Raw genomic sequence first — 22,598 nt, forward strand, 5'->3', positions numbered from 1 at the left:
AGATCCGCCTGTAAGCGTCATCACATACGAAAGATGCCGTAGCTCAAGCCTTCTTCCTGAAGCGGCAGAGGTCCGTTCAGCGAAGCGGCGATGGACAGAGCAAGCGCCTCACGACTGTGCGCCGGATCAAGGATTCCGTCATCCCACAGGCGAGCCGTTGAATAATACGGAGAGCCTTCTCGATCATACGTGGCAAGAACAGGCTCTTTAAAGCGCCTGCCCTGCTCTTCAAGCTCGGCCGGCTCGGGCATCGCTTCTTTAGGATTTTTACCCGCCTGCACTGCCTCTCGCGCCATCTGCTCCTGTCGGATCGTCCAGAGCACTCCCGCCGCCTGCTCGCCGCCCATAACAGAGATGCGCGAATTCGGCCACATATAGAGCATGCGCGGAGAATAGGCGCGCCCGCACATGCCGTAATTGCCGGCGCCGAACGACCCGCCGGTAACGAGCGTGAACTTCGGTACTTTTGCGTTTGCGACGGCCATCACCATCTTCGCACCGTCACGGGCGATACCGCGATTCTCATACTCCCGCCCCACGATAAAGCCGGTGATGTTCTGTAAAAAGAGCAGCGGGATGCGTCGTTGATCGGTCATCTGAATAAAGTGCGCCGCCTTCAAAGCGGACTCTGAGAAGAGCACGCCGTTGTTTGCGACGATACCTACCGGATAACCATGAATCCGGCCGTAGCCGCAGACGATCGTCGTCGCATAGCGCGATTTGAATTCATGGAACTCCGATCCGTCAAGCATGCGTGCGAGAATCTCGCGCACGTCAAACGGGGTGCGCAGGTCCTTCGGCAACACGCCGTAGATCTCCTCGGGATCATAGAGCGGAGCGACAGGCTCGACGATATCGAGCCAGGTATGCCGGCGCCGGTTCAGGTTGCGCACGATGCTGCGCGCAAGCTCAAGCGCATGGGCGTCGTCCTCGGCGAGATGATCGGCGACGCCCGACACGCGGGTGTGAACGTCTCCTCCGCCTAACTCTTCTGCCGTCACCTCTTCTCCTGTAGCGGCCTTCACAAGCGGCGGCCCGGCCAGAAAGATCGTCCCGTTGCCTTTGACGATGATCGTTTCATCGGCCATCGCCGGAATATAGGCTCCGCCGGCCGTGCAGGAGCCCATAACGACGGCGATCTGTGGAATACCCTTCGCGCTCATCTGCGCCTGGTTAAAGAAGATGCGGCCGAAATGATCGCGATCGGGAAAGACCTCGGCCTGCGACGGAAGATGCGCTCCGCCTGAATCGACGAGATAGATGCAGGGCAGGCGATTCTGTTCTGCGATCTCCTGCGCACGCAGATGCTTCTTCACCGTCATGGGAAAATACGTTCCGCCCTTAACGGTTGCATCGTTAGCCACGATGACACATTCCACGCCTTCGACCATTCCGATGCCCGTTACGATACCGGCCGACGGCACCTCGCCGCCGTACATATCAAAGGCGGCCAGAGTCGAGAACTCAAGAAAGGCCGAGCCGGGATCGATCAGCGCATCGACGCGCTCGCGCACCGTCAGCTTACCGCGGCTGCGATGCAGGGCGACGGCCTTCTCGGAGCCGCCGGCTCGTGCCGCAGCCGATCGCTCTTTCAGCTCGGCCAGTAATCCTTTATGAAATGCCGTATTCTCGCGAAACTGCTCTGATCCCGTGTGGATCTTGCTCTCCAGTACAGACATGCTTCCCCCGAAATAATGCGCAAAGGCGCCCGATCAACGTACATTCAGACCGAGCGAGCGCGCAATCACAAGACGCTGTATCTCGGACGTACCCTCGCCGACCTCAAGCAACCTCTGGTCGCGATAAAAACGTTCGATGGCATACTCTTTCATAAGGCCGTATCCGCCGTGCAGCTGCTGTGCATGCAGAACGCACATGCGCATCACCTCGGAGCAGTAGAGCTTCGCCATGGCGCCCGCCTGTCCGTACGGACGTCCCTCATCGGCATAGAAGCAGGCGCGATAGAGCATGTTACGGGCGGCCTCTACTTGAAGGGCCATATCGGCGATCTTGAAGGCGTTCACCTGAAACTCGCCGATCGGCCGTCCGAACTGCTCACGCTCTTTCGCGTACTTTAATCCAAGCTCGAAGGCTCCCTGGGCGCCGCCAAGTCCCATCGCTCCGATGGATAAACGTCCGCCATCGAGGGTACGCATCATCTGCTTGAAGCCCTCGCCTCGCTGCCCGAGCATGTTCGACTCGGGTACGCGGCAGTCGTTAAAGAATAACTGCGCCGTATTCGACGCTCGCCAGACCATCTTGCCATGAAGCGTGCGCGCCTCGAAGCCCTTTGTATCGGCCGGCAGAAGAAAGCACGATAACTCAGGCCTGCCATCGGGACGGCGATCGGTGACCGCCTGCACGATAATCACGCCGGTGATGTCGGTCGCCGCATTCGTGATAAACATCTTCGATCCGTTGATCACCCACTCGTTACCGTCCTTCACCGCCGTCGTGCGCGACGCTGAGGCATCGGAACCGGCATCGGGTTCAGTCAGGCCGAAGGCGGCCAGCATCTTGCCCGAGCAGAGCGGCGGAAGCCAGTAGCGCTTCTGTTCGTCGTTCCCGAAGTAATAGATCGGATTGATGCCGAGAGAGTTATCCGCCGCAATCGTCGCCGCCTGAGAGGCATCGACGCGGGCCAGTTCTTCGACTGCTATGATATAAGAGAGATAGTCCAGTCCCTGCCCGCCGTATTCTTCGGGAATGATCATACCAAAGAGGCCGATATCGGCCATGCGAGCCGTCAGATCATACGAGAACTCTTCTTTCTCGTCAAGCTCCCCGGCTCGAGGGGCGATCTCTGCCTCGGCAAAGCTGCGAACGTTCTGGCGAAGGGCGTCCTGTTCCGGACTCAGGTCGAAATTCATGAGCCACCTTACGTTAACGTAAAGATAGGGTCAAGAGAGAAATGCTGTCAGAGGGGTATGCCAGAGAGGATTGACATCTATGACTGAACCACCCATACTGAAGCATGAAAACCACGGATGATGAGCTTGTGGCAAAGGCTATGGAGCTGTCCGGGATTCGTGAGCAAACTGCACTTTTGAACGAAGGACTGAAAGCCCTGATAGAGAAGGCGGCCCGGCAAAGGCTGTCAAATCCTGGTGGCACACTTCCGGAGCTTCACGAAGTTCGACGCAGAAGATCCTGATGGGCTGTCTGGTCCCTACTCCGCCCCGGCCTTTTCTGCCGGTTTGCCGAGCTTGCGGATGCGCAGCTGAATCTGCCGCCTGAAGTCATCGATCTCTTTCTCGGCCTGTTCGAGGTCCTTCTTCTGCTGTTCGATGCGAAGCAGGTGATCCTGTAAGATGCAGTCCACTTCCTGAAGCATGATCGTCGTCGACTGATTGATCGTGAAGACCTGATTGATGTGGTGCATCTCTTCGAGGCTGAGCCCGACCTTTTTCAGGCGGCTGATGAAGCGCAGGCGCTGCAGGGCATCTTCGGTGAAAAGGCGACGGCCGCCGGGCAGGCGAGACGTCGGCCTCACAAGACCCAGCTCCTCGTAATAGCGGATGGTGCGCTGACTGACGCCGGCACGACGGGCCAGTTCGCCGGTTGTATATATGGGTTCTTCAGGCATTCAAGTGTAAATTCTTACACCGTGGAAGGAAGTCAATAACCTCTATGGCGACTCGCCAATTTCAGGCCTATTCGAGCTCGTAAAGCTTGCTTTCTTTCAGGGAAGCGACTCCGGTGCTTTTCAGGGCCTCAAGAGCCTTCTTTGCGTCCTCTTTTGTCGCATAACAACCGGCAAAGAGGCGATGGCTATCAGAGCCCTCGACGGGTACGGCAAAGACATGGGCACGGTCGGGATTGAGATCCTCGACGCCCTTGCAGGCCTGAAAGCGGATGCCATCGAGCTCTTCCATCTGATTGAGCGATCGGGCCAGCTCTCCGGCACGCTTTGCCGAGAAGGCGCCGATGCGAATGATCAGCGTCGCCCGCGCCGGCTCTCGAACCGCAGCGGGACGTTCCTCTTCTTGAACAGCTGCGGCGGGTTCGCTTGCAGCGTTAGCAAACGACGTGGGTTTGCCATCGGGATATTTAACCAGGTTTTTCTCGATGCTTCGCAGCTCGGCGATCTTCAGTCCGGCCAGAATGCCGGCCGTAAAGACGAGGATAGCTCCGGCGAGGCCCCATCCGAGAATTCGCGATAACTCAATGGGATTCTTCTGCTGGGCGGCAGGGCGGGCTGAACCGGCCGGAACGCCCGACAGCTTCTGCGAAAAATCGATGTTCTGAATGCCCGCCATCCTCCTGAATATCGGCCGACTTGCGCGATGGGCTTCAGGATTTTCCTGCTTCAGGCAGCGAGATTCAGGACTTCAGTTCGAGAAAGGCCTCTTCAAGCAGATCAAGGCCGCGAGCCGCCGTATCGAGATCGAGGTTTAGCGGCGGAAGCAGGCGGATGACCGTGTCGGCGGTGGCGTTTACGATCAGGCCTTTTTCAAGGCATCGAGCGGCGACCGGTCGCGAGGGCCGGTCCAGCTCAATACCGATCATCAGGCCGATGCCGCGCACATCTTGAATGGCGGGGATCTTCTCCTGCATCATCTTCAGACGCTGGAAGAAGTACTCCGACATGGCGTTGACGTTATCGACGATCTCTCGCCCGACCAGGATGCGCAGGATCTCAAAACCGACGCGACAGGCCAGATGATTGCCGCCGAACGTGCTGCCATGCATGCCCGCTTCAAGCGTCGCCGCATGCTCCTCTGAAATGATCAGGGCGCCAAGCGGAAGCCCGCCGCCAAGAGATTTGGCAAGGCTCATCGCATCGGGAAGGATATCATAATGCTCGAAGGCGAAAAGCTTGCCTGTACGTCCGAGCCCCGTCTGAATCTCGTCGACGACAAGAACGGCGTTATACTGAGTGCATAACTCTCGCGCCCGACGCACAAAATCGACGGGAAGCGGATTGATGCCGCCTTCACCCTGAACGATCTCGAAGATCATACCGCAGATCTCGCCGCCGTACTGCTCGAACGTGCGTTCGAGCGTCGTCAGGTCGGCCGGAATATGCGAGATCTCTGGAAGCAGGTTACCGAAGCCCGTGCGAATCTTTGTATTGCCCGTCATCGCCATGGCAGCCGCCGTACGTCCATGAAAGCTGTGCTCGGTGGCAATGATGCGCTGCGCTCCCGATTTATTGAGCTGGCCGTGACGCCGCATGAGCTTGAAGGCGGCCTCGTTCGCCTCGGCACCGGAGTTCGAGAAGAAGACCTTACCAGGAAACGTATGCAGGATCAGCGCCTCGGCAAACTGCGCCTGTTCGGCGTTATAATAAAGATTGGAGCTGTGAATGATTCGCTCGGCCTGCTCACGAATAGCCTCAACGATATCGGCCTCGCCATGACCGAGATTTGTGACCGAGATGCCGCTTAAGAAGTCGATATACTCTTTCTGTTCTAAATCATAGAGCATCGCTCCCTGACCGAAATAGAATGCGACGGGATAACGGGTATAGGTTCCCAGCACGTACTGGCGCGTCTTCTCTTCGACCTCTTCATAGGATGGGGGCTGCCAGATGTCGGGCGATGCCGCCGTTTCGCCGTGATGGTCGTGATTATGATCGTGCATAGGATTCTCCCGGTTACAGTTTTCCGCATCCGCTGCGGAGGCAAAGTCTTTCTTGTGTGAAATCCCATAGAGCAGACAATGACGTCATGCAGGGCTTCCATACTCGCTTTTCGGATCATGCCGTCGTTCGAGCCGTCTGGTGCAGATCCGAACGCCTTGCCCTGAATAAAAGAAGTCAGATTGAGCCCGATGCAAACTGCGATTTTATCTTCTGTTTTTCAGAGGAAGGCGATATCGTAAGTTCCATATTTGCGGGCTTTGATACGGTTGCCCAACCCTTCGAGGCCACGCCAGGCAACTTCACCTATGTCGGCATCCAGCTTCAGCCGCAGGCGGCAGCCTCAATGATCGGTGCCGATATGAAGGATTGTGTGAATCGCCGTCTCGCCCTGTCAGAGCTTCTCGGATCCCGGCAATCCCGAATACGGGACGCTCTCGAGCGCTTCAGCCGCTCTGCCCTGGCCGGGCCCGAACAGTTATCGCTTGCTCATCTTCAGCCGCTTTTCGGCCAGGTCCGCCATGATTCACTGCTTGTTACGTTGCAAGAGGCCTTGAAAGGTCGTCCCTTTCTCGATACGATAGCTGAGGTCGCCGACGATCAGGGTTTTTCTATACGGACGCTCGAACGTCGCTCTTTGCAATCAACTGGACTCACGCCACGCGAGCTGATCCGTATCTATCGCTTTGTGAGAGCGCGAAAGCTGTACAGGCCGGGTATATCCTTTGCCGAACTGGCGCTCGCCGGCGGTTTCGCCGATCAGGCCCATATGAGCCGGGAGTTCAGGCGTATCGTCGGCAGGCCGCCCTCCCGTTATTTTCAGCGACGCTGTCGCCCGGATTCAAGACAGAGGCTCTTTGATTTGATACAGTAGCCTCATGAAAGCAAAACTATCCCTGACCGCAATACTGGTCGACGACATGAAGGCCAGTCGAGCCTTCTATGAATCCGGATTGCAGCAGATCGTCACAGTCGACAGCGAATCGCATGTTTCTTATGAAGGTGGATTCTCGCTCTGGCTGCGCCCGATGGCCGTTGAATTAATCGCCGGGGTGAAGGCGCCGCCACGCGAGAAATCCGGCTTACAGAACATAGAATATGAACTGAGCTTTGAATGCGACGACATAGAGGCGATGCGCCGGCATCTTCTCGGCCTCGGACATTCGCTGATCCATGAGATCAGAGAAGAACCCTGGGGGCAGCGGCTCTTTCGCCTCTGCGATCCTGACGGTCACGTCGTCGAGATCGGCGAACCGATGATCGCCGCTCTGAAGCGCATCCACGCAGAGACGGGCGACATCGAACAGACATCGTTAAGAACTCATACGCCCGTCGACGTATTACGGTGGCTTCTCGACTAACGACAGGCACAAACAGGACCGGGTTTCCAGCGGCAGCCCCTGCTCAGAGGCCTGTCCTGAATGTGGCCCGAACAGGCGTCGACCCAGAACGAACGGTTAACCCGTCAGGCCCGTTTTTGCAAGAAACAATCCCGACACGGTTGAGAGTTCGTTCTCAAGCTCTTTGCGCAGCGATCGCAGCTCTTCGATGCTCTGCGGTTGCAGGCGGTGCTTCAGGCTCGCATAGAGCTTCACTTTCGGCTCTGTGCCCGACGGGCGTATCGTTAACACACCCTCGGCGTCGAGGATAAACTGTAAGACGTTCGATTTCGGCAGATTGGCGAATCGATTTGCATCGGCTTTGCCGTCGACGGTTTGCAGTTTATAGTCGAGAACGGAGACGATGGTGCGTTCGCCCAGCTTCATGCCTTTCATGTCTGTGGCGCGAAGGCCGTCGATCGTTCGATTCATGCGTTCGAGTCCATCAAGGCCTTTCATCGTCACCGACTTCAGATCTTCAAGATAGAGACCGTACTTGAGATACACCTCATCCAGATAATCGAGAAGGTTTCCCTTCTGATCGGCGACCATACACAGAAGAAGCGTCGATGCAAGCGAGTCTTTGTCGCGAACAAATTCTACGGGCAGGTAGCCATAGGATTCTTCCCCACCGAACAGGTAATAGTCTTTCGAAGAGTCGAATCCGGCCTGATCGTTTTCGAGCCAGCGCATCTGTTCGGCGATATACTTGAAGCCTGTTAATACGTCGCGCACGGCCACTCCATGCGCCTCGGCGATACGCTTCTGAAGCTCGGTCGTAACGATCGTCTTGAAGACCTGCGCTCCGGGTTTTGCATAGTTCTCGCAGAGGAAGGCGCAGAGAATCGAACCGGTCTGGTTGCCGTTGATCAGCGTATAATCGCCGTCGGCGTTCCGGATGCCCGCTCCCATGCGGTCGGCATCGGGATCGGTGGCCACGAAAAGATCGGCATTATGCTTCAGCGCGGTCTGCCGGCATAAATCAAGCGCCTCGGGCTCCTCGGGATTGGGGAAGGCGACGGTGGGGAATTCGCCGTCGGGTTCGATCTGCTCGGCGACGGGAATCACCTTTGCTCCATATTTTTCGAGCAGGCCTGGCATATACGGACCGCCCGTGCCATGCAGAGGCGAATAGGCGATGGTCAGAGGCTTAGAAAGCTTCTTCACCCATGAAACGCCGTCAAACTCGTCGTAATAGGCCTTCTTGATCTGATCGCCGACGACCATGACGTTCTTCTGATACATCGGCTCGTCGGGCTCGACAAAGGGGATGTTCCAGTCCTTGATCGATTCGATCTCTTTTTCCAGGGCAACCTGGTCATCGCCCGTAAACTGAGAACCGTCTGAGAGATAAACCTTATAGCCGTTATACTCCGGAGGGTTATGCGAAGCCGTGATGACGACGCCTCCGGAGGCCTTCAGGCGACGTGTTGCATACGACAGGATGGGCGTCGGCGTGACGCCGTCGAACAGATGCACCTTGACGCCCTGTCCGGCAAAGACGCCGGCCGTGATGCGAGCGAACTCGACGCTCATACGCCGCGAATCATGGGCGATGACGACAGACGGGGAATTGAAATTCTTGTTGAGATAATGCGCGAAGCCGAGAGTCGACTTTCCGACCGTCCACGCGTTCATGCGATTCGGTCCGTGGCCGAGCACGCCGCGCAGGCCGCCAGTGCCGAATTTGATCTCTTCCATAAAAGCGAAGACGTCTTCGCTGCGGTCCCCTGAAAGAAAGCGCTGATAGATCTTCGCCGCTTCGTCTCTGATTTCGAGCGGAAAGGAAGGAGCGCACCAGTCGAGGATGCGGGCCTGGATGGTCGGATTGGACATGCTGCAAAACTGCCGTTCCCATCCTTGCGGGCAAGCAGAATTGAGGCAGCCAGAAATGCCGGCGGCGGCAAAAGGTCGGAGCCCCTGCAAAAAGGGCCCCAACCCGCACCATCAAACGACAGGATCAGAAAATAAACGTCACCGCAAGGTTGAAGCGGTCGATCTTGTTGTTGCTCGTATTGAAGCGATCCTCGTCTTTATACAGATTCGACTTAGAATCCCACCATTCGTAGTCGGCCTTGATGGCGACGTTCGGATGCGGATAATAAGCAAAGCCGACGGTGTGGATGCGGCGATCGTTGACCTTGTTCGCCGTGCCCGGTTCTTCGTACTCGGCGAAATCCGACACGTCGGTGACGACACCGTATTTCTTTGCCTCGGCGACGGTCAGCGCTCCGGGAAGCAGAGTGCTCTCTCCGGACGTTTTCAGAAGTCCGCCCGACTGCTTTGCAATCTCGTTCTCGATGTACTGCTGCGGACCGGCCTTCACCGTATTCTTTGCCGTATTCACATATTCGTTGCGACCGAAGATGACGAATTTATGGGCCCATCCCAGTACGGGGGCGATGTTGTAACCGACCGTGATGTAGCCGCCTTCGACCTCGGTGGCGATGTTCTTGCCGGTTTTCATGTTCAGAGCGCGAGCGCCGTCTTCGTCGATCCAGCCGCGAGCAAAAAGGCCCGTAAAACTGAACGGCCCTTTTTCAAACTGAACATGCCCTTCGGCGATACGCACCAGGGGGCGAATCTTGCGAGATTGATCCCACTCTTTCTGCGTGTAATCCGTGAGGCGACTTTTCAGATTGGCATCGGTAACATCGGCAAAGACCTGAGTCATATCGAGACGCGAAGCGAGATCGGCCCTCGCGATTTCGTTCTGACCGGCCCAGCCATGATAGTACGAACCGCCCGCCGTCAGGCCTTCAATCGGGTGAACGTCCAGCGAAGCTACGTAGGCGATATCGGTAAAGTCCGCCTTCGAGCCTTTATAACGACCTTCTCGAATCCAGCCGGAATCATTGAAGTTCGCCCCTTTCATGCCGTTGAAAACGCCGGTCTTATACGAAATAAGCCCACCGGCAAGGTTACCGTGGATCATAACGCCGAGATCTCTCCAGGTGGAGGGGATGATCTGCGATTCCGTATAGGGACGCTCAACCGAATAGAAGGTCGTCGGTTCGTGATTCTCGTTTGTGATACCGACGGGCATCAGTTGCAGGCCGGCCGCTACCTGAAAGGCATCATGGAACTTGAAATCCAGATACATGAACTCGGCATAGACCTCGCCTTTCTGGATGGTCTCTTTTTTACACGTCGCCGAGGCAAGCACCGTCGCGTTATCCGAGCCACCGCCCTGGTCCACCGTCGTCGAGCTTGTTGTAATGTCTGTACAGACGCTTTTCGCCTCGAATCCGGCATGCTCGTATTCGATCTCGGTGTTCAGAACGATCCAGTCGTTAAAGCGATATCCGGCGTAGAGGATAAAGCGCTGCAGATCGCCCGTATCCTTCTTGTAGGCGGATTGGTTATTCTGGTATTTCACCTCGCCGTAACCGCCCCAGGAGAGGCCTTCTTCAACGTAGTAAACGCTGGAAGCGGCGGGCCCGAGGCCGCCATAGCTGCGGTATTCTTTCGTCGCTCGTTTGAGCTTGGCGTTCTCGACCTCTTCTTCAAGAAGCTCGATACGCTCCCGATCCGTCATGCCTGTTTTTGTCTCGCGTTTGCGATCCTCTTTGTTTGCAGGCTCCTGTGCCATGATAGCGGCCGGAGCAATAAGCAGAAAAAGACCAAGAAGCCCTTTTTTGCAATTGATTTTCAGTCTCACTTCAGTTCCTCCGAAGGCCAGTGCTCACACTCCAGACGAACCGTCAATGAAAATGCGACTTATTCTCAAAATCAGCTTGAAATAAGATTACATTGTGCAGGCAATTTTATAATCGGACAAACCGAGCATCAACCGACAGGTGTCGAATCTAAATCCGCTATAGCGTCGAAAAAACAGTCAGCTGTGTCATGTAATCTTTGGGGAATCCGTTCTCGCAACCGTTACTCACAATCAGGTTGAGGTATTCTTTCGTAGGATGTTGATGCCCGGACTTTTCCTTGTTGAGTACGACCTTATAGGTGATGGCCTCCACAGGGGAATCGTTAAAAATCACCTTGCATTCCATCTCAAGATAATGTTTTGGATGCCCTTCTTTAGGGCGAAGAATCTGGTCTCTGGTTTTCTCATCCACTTCGAACAGCAGGCCGTACACCCTGTTGCCTTTCGACGGCATAATGTTAGCTGCACCGGCCTTTCTGAGCGTGGAATAGTAATTAAAAGCCAATTTAAAATCTTCCAGATAGGCTATGCCCAGCTTGTGAAGACAGAAGGAAGAAAGATCATGTCCTTTATCCTTGCACCATCGGCTGAGATCGGCCATATCCATATTAGAGCCGTAGGCAAAATAATACATCGCAACCAATACTATACCCCGCAACAAAACCCATGTCAACAAAAAAGGCCGGATTTTATTCCGGCCTTTCTCACTTCTCAGTCAATGACTCCCGATCAACCGGCGGCGCTATCGCCGACGTCAGAGGTATCCTTTGCCATCGTGCAAATAAAGTCGCGGTTCATACGAGAGATAAAGCTGACGCTGATGCCTTTCGGGCAGGAGGCCTCGCATTCATACTGGTTCGTACAGTTGCCGAAGCCGACCTCGTCCATGCGGGCGACCATCTTCTGAACGCGTCGAGCACGCTCGGGCTGTCCTTGCGGAAGCAGGCCCAGATGCGAGACCTTCGCCGAGACGAAAAGCATCGCCGAGGCGTTCTTGCACGAGGCCACACAGGCGCCGCAGCCGATACATTCGGCGGCGTTCATGGCCTCATCGGCGTCGCCCTTCGGCACGGGAACGGTGTTGCCGTCCTGAGCCGATCCGGTGTTGACCGATACGTAGCCGCCTGCCTGGATAACCTTATCGAAGGACGAACGGTTTACCATCAGGTCTTTGATAACCGGGAATGCCTTCGCCTTCCACGGCTCAAGCGTGAGCTCGTCGCCATCCTTGAACTTATGCATGTGCAACTGGCATACGGTCGTCCTTCCTTCCGGAGAGAACTTGCGACCGTGCGCCGTTCCGTTGATCATAAATCCGCACATGCCGCAGATGCCTTCGCGGCAGTCGTGGTCGAAGGCTACCGGCTCTTCGCCTTTATGGATCAGGCGGTTGTTCAATACGTCGAGTGTTTCCAGAAAGGACCAGTGTTCGCTGACGCCGTCCACTTCATATTTGACCAGACGGCCTTTATCTTCGGAGCCGTTCTGTCTCCAGATATTCAGAGTAATCTTCATAATTTCCTCATGCTCTCCTGAGATCTCTCATTTGTAGCTGCGAGCCGAAGGCTTCACAATTTCGAAGTTCAGCTCTTCTTTATGGAGCTGGGGTTCTTTCTCAACGCCTTTGAATTCCCAGGCGCCGACAAACGAGAATTTGTCATCATGACGAAGGGCCTCTCCTTCAGGAGTTTGATGCTCTTCGCGGAAGTGACCTCCACAAGACTCCTCACGCATGAGGGCGTCACGGCACATCAGCTCGCCGAATTCGAGGAAGTCGGCGACACGGCCCGCTTTTTCAAGCGTCTGGTTCATCGACTCGCCGCTACCGGTCACGCGCAGATTGCTCCAGAACTCGGCGCGGATTTCGGGAATACGCTTCAGCGCTTCTTTCAGTCCGGCTTCGTTACGGGCCATACCGCATTTCTCAAGCATGAGCTTGCCAAGTTCCATATGATAGTCGTCGGGCGACTTGTTGCCGTTCATCGACAGGAACTTCGCCGTCTGATCTTTCACAGACGATACGGCCTGCTTGAAGCCGTCGGTATCGCTGGAGACCTTATCCCAGCCGAGCTGCGCCAGATAACCGCCGATCGTATAGGGAAGGACGAAATAACCGTCGGCCAGGCCCTGCATCAGAGCCGATGCTCCGAGACGGTTGGCGCCGTGATCCGAGAAGTTCGCTTCGCCGATGACGAAGAGTCCCGGAACGTTGCTCATCAGGTTATAGTCGACCCACAGGCCGCCCATCGTATAGTGCGGAGCGGGATACATTCGCATCGGAGTGGAATACGGATCTTCGTTCGTGATCTTCGCATACATCTCGAAAAGGTTGCCGTAGCGTTCGGCGATCTTCGCTTTGCCGAGTCGGCCGATGGCGTCTGCGAAGTCGAGATAGACGGCGTAAGGCTTCTCGCCGGGACCGATGCCGCGACCTTCGTCGCAGACCATCTTCGCGTTACGGGATGCGATATCGCGAGGAACAAGGTTACCAAAAGACGGATAACGACGCTCCAGATAATAATCGCGCTCGCTTTCGGGAATCTCAGAAGCGGGACGTTTGTCGCCGGCCTTCTTCGGTACCCATACACGACCGTCGTTACGAAGCGACTCAGACATAAGCGTCAGCGTGGACTGGTAATCGCCCGAGGCCGGAATACATGTGGGGTGGATCTGCGTGTAGCAGGGGTTCGCCATAAGGGCGCCTTTCTTGTACGCACGCCAGCCGGCCGTCACGTTACAGCCTTTTGCGTTCGTCGACCAGAAGAAGACATTTGAATAACCGCCCGTTGCGAGAACGACCGCGTGAGCGCTATGAGCCGAGATCTCGCCGGTGACGAGGTCACGCACGACGATGCCTGTCGCACGGCCGTTTTCGACTACGACGTCAAGCAGCTCGGTACGCGGATACATCTTCACGCTGCCCGCTTCGATCTGACGGGCCAGGGCCTGATAGGCGCCGAGCAGAAGCTGCTGTCCCGTCTGACCGCGAGCGTAGAAGGTACGCGAAACCTGCGCTCCACCGAACGAACGGTTCGCAAGGTATCCGCCGTATTCACGGGCAAACGGAACGCCCTGAGCGACGCACTGATCGATGATGTTCACCGATACCTGAGCCAGTCGGTGCACGTTCGCCTCGCGAGCGCGGAAGTCGCCGCCTTTTACCGTATCATAGAAAAGACGATGGATGCTGTCGCCGTCGTTCTGATAGTTCTTGGCGGCGTTGATACCGCCCTGAGCGGCGATGGAGTGAGCGCGACGGGGGCTATCCTGAAAGCAGAAGGCCTTTACGTTGTAACCGAGTTCGCCCATGGTGGCGGCAGCCGACGCTCCGGCAAGACCCGTTCCGACGACGATGACGTCGAATTTTCTTTTATTGGCGGGGTTAACCAGTTTCAGATTGAACTTGTGGTTATCCCACTTCTGGTCCATGGACCCGGATGGTATATTTGAATTCAGACTCATAACAGATTAGCCTCCAGCCGGAAGGGAGATGATATTAAGAACGATGAGAAGCGGAACGATGCTGAAGCCGACGAACAGCAGCGTCGCCAGACCGATGGAGATCTTCCGGACGGTTTCCATATTCTGACGGTTTGCGATACCGAACGTCTGCAGAACGCTCTGAATGCCGTGGCTCAGGTGAAAGGCCAGAATAAGCATGGCAACGATGTAGAACGCAGAGAAATACGGATTCATGAATCCGTAGATAACCATGCGATAGGCGTCATGACGTCCCTTCGCATCCTGAATATGAAAGGTTTCAGGGTCGATCACGCCCGCCGTGAAATGCAGGATGTGGAAGACGATGAAGAAGAGAAGGACGAGTCCGCTCAGCACCATGGTGCGCGAAGCGAGCGTGGCCTTTACCGTATCGGTGAACGCATACTTTTGCGGACGCGCCATGCGGTTCTCGATGTTGAGGGAAATGGCAAGCGCCATGTGTACGATCAGCAGCAAAAGCAGCCCGATCCGAGCGGTCCAGACGATGCCCGGCATGCTCTGCAGGGTATGTGCATAGTGGTTCATGGCCTCTTCACCGATGAGCGTATTCCAGTTGCCAAGCATATGGGCGATCAGGAACAGCACCAGCAGGGACCCGGTTACGGCGACGACCGTTTTACGACCGATCGACGATTGAAAGAGTCGCTTCGCAATCATTGTTGAGAAATCTCCTGTTAACGGCAGAACTTTGTATTCTTCGCTATTTTTACCCGCGCTTCTTCGCCGACGGTGCCGGCAGAGAGAAGAATGGTTTATAAATTTTAATATATTTTACAATGAGTTTCGCCGGAGGCTTTTTCCCGTCAAAGAAAAAAAACCTCAACGGGCGCACGGATCGGACAGGAAAAGCGCATCAAATCAGCGTTTATCGAAAAAATCCCCGACGGCCCGGGCAAGACGCGAGGCCTCGGCTCGGGCCGCCTCTTTCAGCGTGGAGCGATCGGCAGAGGCGGCGCTGATGCCCCGACTTGAGTTCAGAAGCAGGCGGCGCCCGCATATATTCAGAACGGTTTCGAGATCACCGCCCTGCTTGCCGATGCCCGGAACAAGAAAAGGAAGCCCGGGCGCCACATCACGAATGCGACGCATATCGTCCGGATTGCGCGTCGCACCAACAACAAGCATCACGTTGTTACGACTCCAATCCGCACACCGCCTGGCCACCTCAAGAAAAAGCGGCGGATTACCGTGATGCTGAAAATCCTCGGAGCCTCTGTTTGACGTAAGACAGAGAACGATGCTGCCTCGATCGGTTCTTTCCAGAAACGGCTCCAGGCTATCGTAGCCCATATAGGGCTGAAGCGTGACGGCGTCAAAATCGAACGTATCAAAAAAAGTGCGGGCATAGAAACGGGCCGTATTCTGCAAATCGCCGCGTTTTGCATCGGCGATGATCAGCGCCGGACTGTTCTTGCGGATGGCGGTCACAAGCCGCTCTATCGCATTCCAGCCAGCCGCCCCGAATGCCTCAAAAAAGGCCGTATTTATCTTGTAGGCAGCGGCAACATCGGATGTCGCATCGACAACATCAAGCATATGCTCTTCCAATCCCTGTATATTGGAAGAATAACCCGATGGCAATAACTCCATATCGGGATCAAGCCCGACGCACAGAGGACCGCGCTTTTCGAGAATGCTATCGAGATGTGAATGAAATTCAGATTTAACGGTTGACATCGAAAGAAAATTGCCAGTTTATGAGATGCTACAAACAGGAGGTCGATGGTGACTGTCAATATGAAAGCGAAAAACCTGGCTGAAATGTACCGCGAAGCTGCCGAGAAATTCGGCGATCGTCCGGCGTTTGCCACCCGCGATAAGAATAAAGTATATCATCCGGTTTCATTCGGTGAGGTCTATGAAAGGGGGATCAACCTTGCCACCGCGCTGATCGATCTTGGAGTTCAGGCGCGTGATCACATCGGGCTTCTTGCAGATAACCGCCTCGAGTGGATCATTGCCGACTACGGCGTTCTGCTTACCGGCGCGGCCGACGTTCCCCGCGGAACGGACGTTACCGACGCCGACATTACCTACATCCTGCCGCACTCCGACGCAAAGGTTTGCTTCGTTGAGAACAAGGCAGTTCTCGAGAAGATTAAAAAAAACCAGAGCCAGCTTCCGAATCTGAAAACCATCATCATGATGGATCGGGAAACGCCCGTTTCGGGCGGCGTGCTTTCGATGTACGATCTGATAGAGAAAGGGAAAAAGTTGCGCGAACAGGGAGATCGACGTGCGGAGGAGCGAATCGCTCAGGTCAAAGAAGACGATCTTTTCACGCTCATCTATACGTCGGGCACGACCGGCGCTCCGAAAGGCGTAATGCTAACGCATGCCAATATGGTCTCGCAGGTGCTCAATATGCCCTCCGATATCAACCTGACTCCGAGCGATCGTATCGTTTCGATCCTGCCCGTATGGCACGTCTTCGAGCGAGTTTTCGAGATGCTGGCCATCTCCCGCGGTGTTTGTACATATTACACGAACATCCGCAATATTCGGGAAGACCTCGCTATCGTGCGTCCGACGTTTATGGCTTCGGCCCCCCGCCTCTGGGAGAACATCTATCAGGGCATCCTGGCCAAAGTCGAGGGCGGTCCGGCCGTTCGCAGGGCGCTTTTCAACGCCGCCTACTATTGCTCTCGCAATTTCAAAGGCGCCGTTCGCTTCCTGAGTTCACGTCAGCTTGATACGCACGGTAGAAATCCGGGCCTCTCGCTGCTGCTTGGACTCTGGAACATCCTGAGACTCTTCTCGTTCCTGATCCCGAACCTGCTGCTCGACCTGATCGTTCTCAAGAAGATCCGCGCCGCGACCGGTGGTGTGCTGCGTGGCTCGGTTTCGGGCGGTGGAGCTCTGCCCATCCACGTGGATGAGTTCTTCAATAACATCGGCATCCCCGTTCTCGAAGGCTACGGTATGACGGAGACGTCGCCCGTTCTCGCTGTGCGCACCTACAAGCGCCTTGTGCCGGGCACCGTCGGTCCGATCTGGCCGAATACGGAGCTGCGTCTGATCGATATCGCAAACGGTCAGGTGCTCTATTCTACCGAAGCCGGTAGCCCGCAGCGTCGCGGCGTGAAGGGCGAGATCCACGTTAGAGGACCGCAGGTGATGAAGGGTTATTACAAGAACCCCGAGGCCACAAACAAGGTTCTCAAAGACGGCTGGATGAATACGGGCGACCTCGGTATGATCACGTTCAACAACTGCCTGAAAATCGTCGGCCGCTCGAAAGAGACCGTCGTTCTTCTGGGCGGCGAAAACGTCGAGCCCGTACCGATCGAGAACCGTCTGCTTGAATCGCCGTTCATCGCTCAATGCATGGTCGTCGGTCAGGATAAGAAGTATCTTTCGGCAATCGTCGTTCCGTCGGTCGATCATCTGAAAGACTACGGAGCATCGACCGAAGATCTTGCAAAAAACGCCGAAGTGCAGCGTCTGATCCGCGACGAAGTGAAAAAACTCATCTCAAACGAGGCGGGTTTCAAATCCTTCGAGAAGATCGTCGATGTGCGCATTCTGCCCAAGCCCTTCGAGGTCGGCGACGAACTGACGAACCTTTTCAAGATCAAGCGTCACGTCGTTACCGAGAAGTATCGCGACCTGATCGAATCGATGTATCGCGAATAAGCGTTCGATCGATCAAACACAAGAAAAGCCCCGGTAACACGGGGCTTTTTTATTGCTTCTGTTTAGCGGGGTATTGAGCCCTCTCTGCCAGCAAAGTTGACGCCTGAAAATGAGGTTCAACATGGCAAGGTATAACGAAGAATTTAAGAGCACAACGGTGCGCAAAGCCCTTCTCCCGAACGGACCGGGTGCTTTTTTGGGGTGCATTAGTCGTGAAACGAAAGGCCTCTGCCCGACAAAACAAAAGACAGAATTCATTTCTGTATCAGCTCTGTAGGCGGAAAGGTTCCACTCCGTTGAAAATACAAACCATCAGGGATAACCAAATAATCGTTGAAACCACTTTGATTCATTCTTTCCAACTCTTCTCTATCTGGAATTGTAGCGAATGATGAATTGACGATCTGCAGTGTATCATACGAGCTATGGACCGATAGCCTGATCAGTTGTCTTCCTCCAGAATAAACCAGACAATCGCCGGTATGGCATTCTATCACGGCATCTCTATAGATCCACGTTGATACTTCCGTAAACTGGAACTCATAATGCTGGTTCGGAGTTTTCTTAACAATCAATGTGATAGTTGGTTCTTCTATTGAACGCCAGCTATCGATCAAAGCATCCGGCAGCTGCAATTGGACTGAAGTCGGCTTGTCTTCTTGTTCAACATGAACATACGGATCTCGATTCATATCACTGAGCTTTTCCGTCTTTTCGGGCTTACTGCAAGCAGCTACGGCAAGTGCAATCCCCAGAATATATATTTGTGTCCTGGCCATTTTGAATCGAACCGGATTTTTCCGCCCCTTATCAGACAACGTTCTCTGCCTCATAATCCCCAGGCGCTGATCATTCATCGGACGGCCCGTGGCCCGGCCGGGCTTTTTCTTCCCTCGTTTCTGCTCGCGCAACTCGGATTTCCTGGATACCTCCAGCACCGGACGCAGGGCGCAGCGGCGGGGCTTACGAGACATCCTTTGCAAGGAGCCGACGGACTGCCGGAAGAAACTTCTTCGGAATCTCCATCGTCGTTTCTTCGCTGTCAAAAGCCGCATCATCTTCTTTTACGGCTTCCTCTTCTGTCTGGTTCTCATAATGAGCCAGAATGCCTTTGATCTTCTTCTCGTCCCAACCGGGAGGGAATCTGTTTTCAACGTCTGCCATGTTTCTTTCTCAACCTCCGGCGCAGAGCTTGCAAGGCTTTTCCGCCCAGATCATAAGCCGTAATCACAAATAAAGAATCCGGCTCCGGGTCGGGAACGTAAATTATCCGCAAAAAACGCCCGCCACTGGTTTTCCCGAGAGCAACACGTGAGCCATCATGACCGGCTCTATCCTCTATTGCACTGGAAAGGACATCACGAACCTCGTCTTCATTGACATTGTGCCCGTATATATGCGGAAGCCCCGTTTCTGGATCTCTATAAAGCCGGATATTCATAGTCTCCTTTCCCTCATTCTCAAATAGCCGCTGAGTGTCTGCAGGCCCGAATAGCTCCGGCTGTGCAATCATTTCCAGCGTCGTTTCAAGAATGTATTCCGGTATTTGCCACCTGATCCACCGATAATCGCCTTTCCGAGAGTCCGAGGGCTCCATCACAGATCCTTTCCGCTGGAGAAGGCCGCATGAGATGAATTAATGGATACCACAACTTCGGGAAATTGATCGTTATTGCGCCACGGGGCTTTGCTTATATCAAATAAAATTTACTGATATGCCGCCGGATCATTTGGTCTGGCTTGATCCTTTGTGCCATACACATTCCCGGCAATGGATCGTTTCCGACTTTCTTGAAGCAAGCTTGATATCCTGTTTTTAGATATCTTTTAATACAGAGTTTATCTTTGCTTGCAAGCTGCAGGACGAATACGATTAATTTTTCTCCATTGCTTGGTGAAATATATTCAAGATTTATTTCATCGCCATTAACACGTGGAGTTATATTCGGGAAAAAAAATATCCTCCCAGATAAGCAATAACAGATTCATAAACAATCTTTCCGTTCTTTTGTTTACTTATACGAATTGCGCCAGAATCAAAGAAACTTTCGGCCATTTTCTTGCCATTCTCAGAGTCGATTATACGATCATCCTGAATGTTCTTTAATGTATCCTCATTGTACCAAACACCAGAAATGGCATCTACATCTGCAAAAGAGGCTTCCTCGGTCTGCTTAGCTTCGCAACCAAACAAGACAAAGAAAACAATTGTTGGTACAATTACTTTCTCAATGGTTCTTTTTATATTCATCAACGTGCCCTGCTCCTTAGCTTTGAAAACGTTCATTATCAAAGACCATGCCTCCATGATCGTTAGGCTTTGAGCCGGCACCCCAAAACAGCGTTACGGCTTCAGGATCTCAATCTCGATATGAGCGGCGGGCTGATGAATGGTGAGAGCGGATTCGTTCAGCTCAAAGCTTCCACCCTTCACACGGATGCGCGAAACATCAAGCGGACGTCCCTTCTCGCTTGATTTTTCTTTTTCATAAGGGAGATGTATAACCAGTGCATCTTCTCCATCGAGTGAAACCGCTTCGAGATCGACGGAAAGGCGACCTCCTTTCTTAGTGAGCTCCCCCTGGATAACGATTTGGCCGCCTCGAATGGGAAAGGGACCGAATAGCAGCGGCGCATCGAAAAGCTCACGGCCTCTCATGCCTCTGAAAAGCTCGATCACCGATCCGGTGCGCGTCTTTCTTTCGCCGACGACGAATTCACGTAAAAGCAGAAGCATCTCGGCCGAGGCCCAGCCATGAAAGCCGTCGCCCATCACGCCGCCTCCCGTGCGCGGATGAATGGCCTCGGGATACGTCCACAGATCGGTGCGCATCTGAAGCACCCGTCTGAAGATACGGCGCGCCGTCTTCAGCTGTCCGAGACGCAGGAAGGATTGCGCCACCTGAAGGCTGAGATAGATATTGAAACCAGAGTGTATGATCGGATGAAAAAAAAGATCGTTCTGAAAATACCGTCGGTACAGCGTTCGCACCGTATTGCGCACCTCATCGGGCGGCAGAAGATCGAGCTCAAGAGGATACAGATGCACGATGCTTCCGATTATGCCGGGGTCGATACCGCGATTGGGGGCGGCCGTCAAAAGCCCGTAACGCTGGCGCTCGCCGGCCGTCAGCAGAAGGAAGTCTTCGCTGTAACGACGCTCTTCCACCTCCATCGGGCGGATAAACTTCTCCTTTGCGCCACCGAGAACGCGGGCGGCAAAGGCAGTCTCGCGAAGACCGGCGATACTCCAGAGGTTATCCCAGTGATAGTGATCGGCGGGCCCGAGATGCTCGGCGCTGAAACCGGGCGGCATCAGTTTGCGTGCATAACCCTTCTTACGATGACGCACGATCCAGCCGGCGCCGTGAACCAGCGAAGAAAAGACGTCTTCAAGCAGCTCTCTATCGCCGCTCTTGCGATAATAATCGGTGATCGTCCAGATCGCCTGTCCGTTAGAATCCCACTCGCCTTCGTGCGATTTAAAAAATCCGTCCTTGAACTGCCGCGCCGGATACGTTTCAAGCACGGTGCGCGCTTCTTTCAGAAGATTCCAGCCCGATAATGCCGAGAGCATGTAGGCGGCATCGCGAAACCAGAATTGACGGTAGGTAAAAACGCCCGGAGTAACCTTCTTTTCAGTTTGAAGGCTGAGCACAAAGCCCGTATGGATCTTCGCCGCTCTATTCCAGGTTTCACGGGCGGACTGAAAGTGCGAGGCGTTATCCACCTTCTCCTGCCAGAGCTGCTTTGATCGATCGAAGTCGCCGGCAACGTCGTCGACGACACGATAGCGATCGGTGATAGGCAGCTCCTTTCTCAGAACGAAGCTTGCACGGATCTTGCGGCGGGGCTTTCCGAAATCGCGCACCTCGGTCTTTCGTGTGCCTTCGACTGACGTCATGTCGTCGAAGGGATCAACCTGCGCCGGAACGATCTGCTCATAGGTGCGAGCATGAAAGGCCAGACGCCGATGTCCGGCCTGCAACCGGTAGCGCAGAAGAGCGGTAGCAAGACCATAAGGACAGCTTGCCTCGGTGCGACTTGTTCTTACAAAATAAGCGTCGCCCGTTTCCAGATTCGAGACATGTACATCGTCGGGTCGCTCAAGAAAACGTATCTCTTCGCGATCGTTCACAAAAAGGCTGTCGAATTCCGGGGTGGAGCGGTGTTCGATATGATCCAGCAGAGCCGCGCCTTCAGGATTAAAAGGGCGAACGCTGATCACAAGAGACCAACCCTCTTCGGCGACCTGAACATCGATCAGCGACAGTACCGAACCGCTATCGGTCGGATCGCCCGTAACCTTCCATTCGATGCGAGCATCAGCCCTTTCATAGCAGGTAACGGGCAACGGTAGATCATCGACAAGGAATTGGGAGGTGCGTAGCTCGCGTCGCGTCGGCAGATACAGCTGACCGTTTCTCTCAAGGCCTATTTCAATTGAATAGAAGCCGATGACGGGAGAAAGAGAGCCGGCAGGGTCAACCATGCCAAAGGAAGAAGAGTTCGGGCCTCGAAATCCGCACCAGGTACGATGCGTGAGATTCAGACTCATCATCGAGCCCGCTCGCGGAATGAAGGAATCGTCGCGCGGATTGTATTGCCGTTCTACCCAGTAAGGCCCCGCAAAATTGCGGTAAAACTGGAAAAAGCAATAATTCCACATGCCCGAGGCGATCACCCTTGATGCCAGGGGAAGATTCTCGGACGGGAAGTTGGCGTTCGAAGGGTTTGTCAGCCGGAACCCGCCGCCGATCAGCCGGATCACATCGGGATGAATCCCGAGGAAGCGCTGGACGAGCCCCGCCAGGTGCCTGCGAATGGCCGACTTCAT

The 22,598-nt window shown here is 54.7% G+C and carries 21 protein-coding genes; 4 read left to right on the top strand and 17 right to left on the bottom strand.

What is annotated here, in order from left to right:
• Positions 1–20 precede the first annotated feature (20 nt).
• The gene (locus LEPIL_RS12075; RefSeq protein WP_002772794.1) at positions 21–1,679 is read right to left on the bottom strand and encodes a carboxyl transferase domain-containing protein; all 1,659 of its coding nucleotides are present in this window, start codon (positions 1,677–1,679) and stop codon (positions 21–23) included.
• Between the two features lie 33 nt (positions 1,680–1,712).
• A complete protein-coding gene (locus LEPIL_RS12080; protein WP_002772795.1) occupies positions 1,713–2,870 on the bottom strand; it encodes an acyl-CoA dehydrogenase family protein in 1,158 nt (385 codons plus the stop codon).
• Positions 2,871–2,974: 104 nt separating this feature from the next.
• Here LEPIL_RS12080 and LEPIL_RS12085 point away from each other — a divergent pair, with 104 nt between their 5' ends.
• Entirely contained in the window at positions 2,975–3,154 is a 180-nt protein-coding gene (locus LEPIL_RS12085) for a type II toxin-antitoxin system VapB family antitoxin (RefSeq protein WP_002772796.1), read from the top strand.
• Between the two features lie 15 nt (positions 3,155–3,169).
• On the opposite strand, the gene LEPIL_RS12090 is transcribed toward LEPIL_RS12085, so the two are convergent.
• The 3 genes from LEPIL_RS12090 to LEPIL_RS12100 all read right to left on the bottom strand — a co-directional run bounded on the left by LEPIL_RS12090 (position 3,170) and on the right by LEPIL_RS12100 (position 5,586).
• Positions 3,170–3,586: a MerR family transcriptional regulator gene (locus LEPIL_RS12090; RefSeq protein WP_002772797.1), complete on the bottom strand. Its 417-nt coding sequence runs from the start codon at positions 3,584–3,586 to the stop codon at positions 3,170–3,172.
• A gap of 67 nt (positions 3,587–3,653) precedes the next feature.
• Positions 3,654–4,259 (bottom strand): SPOR domain-containing protein, encoded by a 606-nt coding sequence (locus LEPIL_RS12095; protein WP_002772798.1) that lies wholly within the window; start codon positions 4,257–4,259, stop codon positions 3,654–3,656.
• 64 nt (positions 4,260–4,323) lie between these two features.
• Entirely contained in the window at positions 4,324–5,586 is a 1,263-nt protein-coding gene (locus LEPIL_RS12100; RefSeq protein ID WP_002772799.1) for an acetylornithine/succinylornithine family transaminase, read from the bottom strand.
• 56 nt (positions 5,587–5,642) lie between these two features.
• Here LEPIL_RS12100 and LEPIL_RS22130 point away from each other — a divergent pair, with 56 nt between their 5' ends.
• Both LEPIL_RS22130 and LEPIL_RS12110 read left to right on the top strand, forming a co-directional pair.
• Positions 5,643–6,458: an AraC family transcriptional regulator gene (locus tag LEPIL_RS22130; RefSeq protein ID WP_143464676.1), complete on the top strand. Its 816-nt coding sequence runs from the start codon at positions 5,643–5,645 to the stop codon at positions 6,456–6,458.
• 4 nt (positions 6,459–6,462) lie between these two features.
• Complete coding sequence (locus LEPIL_RS12110; RefSeq protein WP_002772801.1) at positions 6,463–6,945, top strand: VOC family protein; 483 nt, start codon at positions 6,463–6,465, stop codon at positions 6,943–6,945.
• A gap of 96 nt (positions 6,946–7,041) precedes the next feature.
• On the opposite strand, the gene LEPIL_RS12115 is transcribed toward LEPIL_RS12110, so the two are convergent.
• The 7 genes from LEPIL_RS12115 to pyrF form a co-directional block, all read right to left on the bottom strand.
• Positions 7,042–8,799, bottom strand: a complete 1,758-nt coding sequence (locus LEPIL_RS12115) for a phospho-sugar mutase (RefSeq protein ID WP_002772802.1) — start codon at positions 8,797–8,799, stop codon at positions 7,042–7,044.
• Between the two features lie 124 nt (positions 8,800–8,923).
• Positions 8,924–10,624, bottom strand: a complete 1,701-nt coding sequence (locus tag LEPIL_RS22135) for a hypothetical protein (protein ID WP_002772803.1) — start codon at positions 10,622–10,624, stop codon at positions 8,924–8,926.
• Positions 10,625–10,781: 157 nt separating this feature from the next.
• Entirely contained in the window at positions 10,782–11,258 is a 477-nt protein-coding gene (locus tag LEPIL_RS12125; protein WP_002772804.1) for a gamma-glutamylcyclotransferase family protein, read from the bottom strand.
• A gap of 95 nt (positions 11,259–11,353) precedes the next feature.
• Positions 11,354–12,139 (bottom strand): succinate dehydrogenase/fumarate reductase iron-sulfur subunit, encoded by a 786-nt coding sequence (locus LEPIL_RS12130; protein WP_002772805.1) that lies wholly within the window; start codon positions 12,137–12,139, stop codon positions 11,354–11,356.
• Positions 12,140–12,166: 27 nt separating this feature from the next.
• Entirely contained in the window at positions 12,167–14,086 is a 1,920-nt protein-coding gene (locus LEPIL_RS12135; RefSeq protein WP_002772806.1) for a fumarate reductase/succinate dehydrogenase flavoprotein subunit, read from the bottom strand.
• A gap of 6 nt (positions 14,087–14,092) precedes the next feature.
• Positions 14,093–14,782: a succinate dehydrogenase cytochrome b subunit gene (locus LEPIL_RS12140; protein WP_002772807.1), complete on the bottom strand. Its 690-nt coding sequence runs from the start codon at positions 14,780–14,782 to the stop codon at positions 14,093–14,095.
• 201 nt (positions 14,783–14,983) lie between these two features.
• On the bottom strand, positions 14,984–15,802 hold the full coding sequence (gene pyrF / locus LEPIL_RS12145) for an orotidine-5'-phosphate decarboxylase (protein ID WP_002772808.1): 819 nt from the start codon (positions 15,800–15,802) through the stop codon (positions 14,984–14,986).
• Positions 15,803–15,862: 60 nt separating this feature from the next.
• On the opposite strand from pyrF, the gene LEPIL_RS12150 reads away from it, so the two are divergent.
• Positions 15,863–17,761 (top strand): AMP-dependent synthetase/ligase, encoded by a 1,899-nt coding sequence (locus LEPIL_RS12150; RefSeq protein WP_040918735.1) that lies wholly within the window; start codon positions 15,863–15,865, stop codon positions 17,759–17,761.
• 254 nt (positions 17,762–18,015) lie between these two features.
• Here LEPIL_RS12150 and LEPIL_RS12155 read toward each other — a convergent pair whose 3' ends face one another.
• From LEPIL_RS12155 to LEPIL_RS12175, 5 genes are all read right to left on the bottom strand, one after another.
• On the bottom strand, positions 18,016–18,735 hold the full coding sequence (locus LEPIL_RS12155) for a hypothetical protein (RefSeq protein ID WP_002772810.1): 720 nt from the start codon (positions 18,733–18,735) through the stop codon (positions 18,016–18,018).
• Entirely contained in the window at positions 18,725–18,925 is a 201-nt protein-coding gene (locus LEPIL_RS12160; RefSeq protein ID WP_002772811.1) for a hypothetical protein, read from the bottom strand. The genes LEPIL_RS12155 and LEPIL_RS12160 overlap by 11 nt, the downstream gene beginning before the upstream one ends.
• Entirely contained in the window at positions 18,912–19,274 is a 363-nt protein-coding gene (locus LEPIL_RS12165; RefSeq protein WP_211208644.1) for a DUF4258 domain-containing protein, read from the bottom strand. Before LEPIL_RS12165 ends, LEPIL_RS12160 begins: the two co-directional genes overlap by 14 nt.
• A gap of 426 nt (positions 19,275–19,700) precedes the next feature.
• A complete protein-coding gene (locus LEPIL_RS12170; RefSeq protein WP_002772814.1) occupies positions 19,701–20,048 on the bottom strand; it encodes a hypothetical protein in 348 nt (115 codons plus the stop codon).
• Between the two features lie 57 nt (positions 20,049–20,105).
• Positions 20,106–22,598 carry a glucosidase family protein gene (locus LEPIL_RS12175; RefSeq protein ID WP_002772816.1) on the bottom strand — a complete coding sequence of 831 codons (2,493 nt, stop codon included), beginning with the start codon at positions 22,596–22,598 and terminating at the stop codon, positions 20,106–20,108.

The sequence above is a fragment of the Leptonema illini DSM 21528 genome (genome assembly GCF_000243335.1).
Classification (GTDB): domain Bacteria; phylum Spirochaetota; class Leptospiria; order Leptospirales; family Leptonemataceae; genus Leptonema; species Leptonema illini.

Coding starts and splice junctions, on each gene's coding strand:
- pyrF (WP_002772808.1), bottom strand. CDS start 15,802: ATGTCAACCGTTAAATCTGAATTTCATTCACATCTCGATAGCATTCTC.
- LEPIL_RS12100 (WP_002772799.1), bottom strand. CDS start 5,586: ATGCACGATCATAATCACGACCATCACGGCGAAACGGCGGCATCGCCC.
- LEPIL_RS12165 (WP_211208644.1), bottom strand. CDS start 19,274: ATGATTGCACAGCCGGAGCTATTCGGGCCTGCAGACACTCAGCGGCTA.
- LEPIL_RS12125 (WP_002772804.1), bottom strand. CDS start 11,258: ATGTATTATTTTGCCTACGGCTCTAATATGGATATGGCCGATCTCAGC.
- LEPIL_RS12150 (WP_040918735.1), top strand. CDS start 15,863: ATGAAAGCGAAAAACCTGGCTGAAATGTACCGCGAAGCTGCCGAGAAA.
- LEPIL_RS12170 (WP_002772814.1), bottom strand. CDS start 20,048: ATGAACGTTTTCAAAGCTAAGGAGCAGGGCACGTTGATGAATATAAAA.
- LEPIL_RS12090 (WP_002772797.1), bottom strand. CDS start 3,586: ATGCCTGAAGAACCCATATATACAACCGGCGAACTGGCCCGTCGTGCC.
- LEPIL_RS12130 (WP_002772805.1), bottom strand. CDS start 12,139: ATGAAGATTACTCTGAATATCTGGAGACAGAACGGCTCCGAAGATAAA.
- LEPIL_RS12175 (WP_002772816.1), bottom strand. CDS start 22,598: ATGAAGTCGGCCATTCGCAGGCACCTGGCGGGGCTCGTCCAGCGCTTC.
- LEPIL_RS12140 (WP_002772807.1), bottom strand. CDS start 14,782: ATGATTGCGAAGCGACTCTTTCAATCGTCGATCGGTCGTAAAACGGTC.
- LEPIL_RS12155 (WP_002772810.1), bottom strand. CDS start 18,735: ATGTCTCGTAAGCCCCGCCGCTGCGCCCTGCGTCCGGTGCTGGAGGTA.
- LEPIL_RS12080 (WP_002772795.1), bottom strand. CDS start 2,870: ATGAATTTCGACCTGAGTCCGGAACAGGACGCCCTTCGCCAGAACGTT.
- LEPIL_RS12095 (WP_002772798.1), bottom strand. CDS start 4,259: ATGGCGGGCATTCAGAACATCGATTTTTCGCAGAAGCTGTCGGGCGTT.
- LEPIL_RS12110 (WP_002772801.1), top strand. CDS start 6,463: ATGAAAGCAAAACTATCCCTGACCGCAATACTGGTCGACGACATGAAG.
- LEPIL_RS12075 (WP_002772794.1), bottom strand. CDS start 1,679: ATGTCTGTACTGGAGAGCAAGATCCACACGGGATCAGAGCAGTTTCGC.
- LEPIL_RS12085 (WP_002772796.1), top strand. CDS start 2,975: ATGAAAACCACGGATGATGAGCTTGTGGCAAAGGCTATGGAGCTGTCC.
- LEPIL_RS12160 (WP_002772811.1), bottom strand. CDS start 18,925: ATGGCAGACGTTGAAAACAGATTCCCTCCCGGTTGGGACGAGAAGAAG.
- LEPIL_RS12135 (WP_002772806.1), bottom strand. CDS start 14,086: ATGAGTCTGAATTCAAATATACCATCCGGGTCCATGGACCAGAAGTGG.
- LEPIL_RS12115 (WP_002772802.1), bottom strand. CDS start 8,799: ATGTCCAATCCGACCATCCAGGCCCGCATCCTCGACTGGTGCGCTCCT.